The following is a 3,609-nucleotide window of genomic DNA, read 5'->3' on the forward strand; positions in this document are numbered from 1 at the left end:
TTCCCAATTAGTAAGACCCCTTGAAGACGACGAGGTTGATAGGTTCGGGGTGGAAGCACAGCAATGTGTGGAGCTGACGAATACTAATCGGTCGAGGGCTTATCCTAAAAAATCTTGTGAGTATTCGCAAGTACTATAAATCGCTTAAGTTTCATTCATTCGCATCCAGTTTTCAGTGTGCAATATACGGAAAACATAGAAACCTACCAAAGCTTATTTGGTAGGTTTCTATGTTTTATTTGTTTTTTAAGGAAGTGGAGCTTCCTGCATCTTCGTATTTGTGCAGAAAGCAATTCTTAATCTGATGTTGGCCGCCCGGCATCTTCAGTGAATATTGCTAAGTATTTAACTTGTTCAGATACAGGAATAACAAGATGCTCTTCCAGTGAGTTGAAGTACATCCCATCTCCGGCGCTCATCTCATATTCGATATTGCCGACCTTATACTTCATTTGTCCAGAAAGGACATAGATGAACTCTTGTCCCTCGTGAGAGAAGACATGGCTTTTCACTTCACCTCGTTGTGCTACAAACAGATAAGGCTGCATGATTTTATCTCTTCTGCCGGATGCGAAGGCAAAGAAAGAGTAGCCTTTATCTGTTTTGATCCATTTTTCTATATCCTGATACTCTGCCGCACTCGTATAGATCGTTCCGTTACTCGGTGACGGTTCCAGCAGGTCTGATACCTTTACTCCTAGTGCTGAAGAGATTTTCATTAGTGTAGCAACAGCTGGCATGGTGCTCCCGTTTTCGATCTTGGAAAGCATGCTTTTCGTAAAACCGCAGGCTGCAGAAACCTCATCTTGTGTGCGTTTTTGTTCTTTACGAATTAATCGGATTCTTTTGCCCAATTCCATAGGGATCCCTCGCGTCATAAGATTACTTTGTACTATAACTTTACCGATACCTTCTCTAAAATACCAGCAAATTCAATGAAAAATATAGATTGCCGAATGGAAGCTAATCCCTTATAATCAAGTTGTTGTTCAACAAGGTTGAATAACTATAAAACAAGTTGAATGAGGTGGAGTGAGTTGAAGAAATTTAAAGTCGGCCTGATTGGGGCGGGCGGAGTATCTGAATTGCATCTGGAAGGCTATAAAGCAAACCCGGCACGCATTGAAATTACGGCAATATGTGATCCAAATGAACAAGTGCTGCAAGAACGGGCTGAAAAATATGGAATTCCACAGCGTTTTACAGACTTGAAAGAATTTATTCAACACAGCGGCATTGATGCTGCTATCGTATGCACTCCTACTTCCATTCGTAAGCAGGTTGTGTTTCCTTTATTAGAAGCTGGAATACCATTACTTGTAGAAAAGCCATTCTCGGACACATTAAATGATGCGATTGAAATTACGGAAAAAGCAAAGCAGCTAAACGTTCCAGTAGCAGTGAATCAGAACTTTAGACGTCATTACCCATTCGAGATCGTTAAGAGCATTATTGCAGAAAATACGATTGGTACGGTGGCGATGATTATATTCAATGAAATGTTTTTCCGGCAAGATTCAGGATGGCGCCTCGATCGTGAGCGGCATGCTTTATCGGTTATGGGTATCCATTGGTTTGATGGATTTAGACAAATATTGGGTTGCGAGGCAGAATCGGTTGTATGCTTAATGAATTCTTCTGATGCGATCAACTGTCAAGGAGAGACGGATGCAACTGTTCAGCTAAGATTTGAAAACGGTTCCATTGTGACCTATACGCAAAGCTTCTCTTCTTCGATAAGTCGAACGGAGATGATCGTAATCGGAGAGAAGGGGACCCTCAGATGTAATCACAATCAGGTTGAGCTTTACCACCCTGGTGAACGGAATTCATCACAAACATGGGAGAACCACTACTCTCGCGAACAAAATAGTCTGGATAACATCGAGCAGCTGTTAACATGGATTGAGACAGGTGCAGTCGCCAGCAATAGTGCAGAAGATAACCTGAAGACCGTAGCATTGCTTGATGCTTCCTACCAGTCGGCAGCTGAATCTCAGATTGTGCGGCTTAAAGACGGAGTTAGGATATGATGATCAAATATGCTTTTTCTAGACCTACCGCATCCGACGAAGAGCGTAATCTTCTTTTTAATGACTATCAGAAAGTTGGTTATGCTGGGTTGCAGCTCAAAGGAGGCCAATATGCACCTTATTTGCTTCAACCGGAACGTTTTATAGAAGAATGGGGTCATAGGGAAGGTATAGCTTCAGCGCTTATTACCGGAGGAGGTCTGGATGAACAGGGAATCAGGAACCTACGGGAGTTGTTTCAGTTTGGTCAAAAGATAGGGTCTGAGATAATCGTATTTTGCCACGGTGTGTCCCGCAGTCAGGTGACAACTGAGGATATTCGCACCTATGCAGATTGTTTGTCTGAGCTTGGAAAAGAAGCGCAGCAGTATGGACTGAAGCTTTCGCTCCACCATCATTACGATCAACCGGTTATGTATCGTGAAGATTTTGATATTTTCTTTGATCGCATACAGCAGGGAACCGTAGGTCTAACAATTGATACCGCACATCTGGTCAAATCCGGAATAGGGAATTCAGCTGAACTGATTAGATCCTTTGCATCCGTCATTGATAATTATCACCTAAAAGACTTCACAGCAGGAGATTGGCAAATTCTCGGCCGTGGAGTAATTGACTTTGAACCGATATTTGCAGCAATTATAGATACCGGGTACCGCGGCTGGATATCTGCAGATGAAGAAAGCGGTGGTTCTATCGTGGAAGGGCTAGATGAATGTATTCGTTTCTTAAGGCATGGATTACAATCTACCAAGTAAGGAGTGCGGGTAATGGCTACAATCTCAGACTTGCGAAAAGAAGAAGAGGGCCGCATTCTGCCGATGGATTGGGGTAAGATTCATTGGTTATGCAGTCAGGACATTGATCCAGAGTCTGAAATGACTTTTGGTATGGTCTATATCGAAGCTGGTCAGGCGAACGGGAGGCATATTCATCCCAATTGTGAGGAGCTTATTTTTGTATTGTCCGGTGAGTGTGATCATTCGCTTGGAGACGAAGTGTTCCATCTAGAACCAGGGATGATGCTCCGAATTCCACGAGGTGTTCCACATCATGCAAAGGTGACCAGTTGGGAGCCTTGTCGAATGATCATTGCGTACTCAGCGCCAGATCGACAAACGATAGGAGAGTAGGAGTAACATTGAGGATGGAAGGCATAATAAATGCATTCCATCTTTGTTAATTTAAATAGATGAATTCTTATCAAACACTAATAAATTTAAAGAGCTAATTAGTGCAATAATCTGAAAACTATATCGAAATAGGGGATGTAAATACAAATAATAATAAATTATCAAAAACACTTGCATTAATTATTCATTGTATGGTATATTCTATTTCTGGCCGAGAGAAACAAGCGGTTAGGACAAAAAGCTAAAAGATCATTGATAGATAGAAATTGAAATCAATGAAAACAAAGCTTGACACTGAATTCGATAACGTGATAAGATATACAGCGTTGTTGAAAAAAAATTGTTCTTTGAAAACTGAACAACGAGCAAAACTGCCCCGTTAGAAATAACGGAAAAAGCGATAAAAACAAGTTTGAGCAAGTCAAACAAAACCATTTCATGGA

At 41.5% G+C, this 3,609-nt stretch carries 5 protein-coding genes and 1 rRNA gene; 4 read left to right on the forward strand and 2 right to left on the reverse strand.

Going from position 1 to position 3,609, the window contains the following annotated elements:
* Positions 1-107, forward strand: a 23S ribosomal RNA gene (locus AC0YNT_RS30470); the annotation flags it as partial.
* A gap of 189 nt (positions 108-296) precedes the next feature.
* Here the strand turns inward: AC0YNT_RS30470 and AC0YNT_RS30475 are convergent.
* Entirely contained in the window at positions 297-860 is a 564-nt protein-coding gene (locus AC0YNT_RS30475) for a helix-turn-helix domain-containing protein (protein WP_167283204.1), read from the reverse strand.
* Between the two features lie 177 nt (positions 861-1,037).
* On the opposite strand from AC0YNT_RS30475, the gene AC0YNT_RS30480 reads away from it, so the two are divergent.
* From AC0YNT_RS30480 to AC0YNT_RS30490, 3 genes are read left to right on the forward strand one after another with little or no spacing between them, the layout of a single operon-like run.
* On the forward strand, positions 1,038-2,033 hold the full coding sequence (locus tag AC0YNT_RS30480) for a Gfo/Idh/MocA family protein (protein WP_475807905.1): 996 nt from the start codon (positions 1,038-1,040) through the stop codon (positions 2,031-2,033).
* Positions 2,030-2,791 carry a sugar phosphate isomerase/epimerase family protein gene (locus tag AC0YNT_RS30485; protein ID WP_475807906.1) on the forward strand — a complete coding sequence of 254 codons (762 nt, stop codon included), beginning with the start codon at positions 2,030-2,032 and terminating at the stop codon, positions 2,789-2,791. Before AC0YNT_RS30480 ends, AC0YNT_RS30485 begins: the two co-directional genes overlap by 4 nt.
* Positions 2,792-2,803: 12 nt before the next feature.
* Positions 2,804-3,166: a cupin domain-containing protein gene (locus tag AC0YNT_RS30490; protein WP_475807907.1), complete on the forward strand. Its 363-nt coding sequence runs from the start codon at positions 2,804-2,806 to the stop codon at positions 3,164-3,166.
* A 249-nt stretch (positions 3,167-3,415) separates the two neighbouring features.
* Here the strand turns inward: AC0YNT_RS30490 and AC0YNT_RS30495 are convergent.
* The coding region (locus AC0YNT_RS30495; protein WP_475807908.1) for a hypothetical protein at positions 3,416-3,609 on the reverse strand (194 nt) is incomplete at its 5' end.

The organism is Paenibacillus sp. J22R56, from assembly GCF_056269375.1.

Bases quoted from the DNA above. Each gene is read 5' to 3' on its own strand.
- AC0YNT_RS30475 (WP_167283204.1), bottom strand. From the start codon at position 860: ATGGAATTGGGCAAAAGAATCCGATTAATTCGTAAAGAACAAAAACGC.
- AC0YNT_RS30485 (WP_475807906.1), top strand. From the start codon at position 2,030: ATGATGATCAAATATGCTTTTTCTAGACCTACCGCATCCGACGAAGAG.
- AC0YNT_RS30490 (WP_475807907.1), top strand. From the start codon at position 2,804: ATGGCTACAATCTCAGACTTGCGAAAAGAAGAAGAGGGCCGCATTCTG.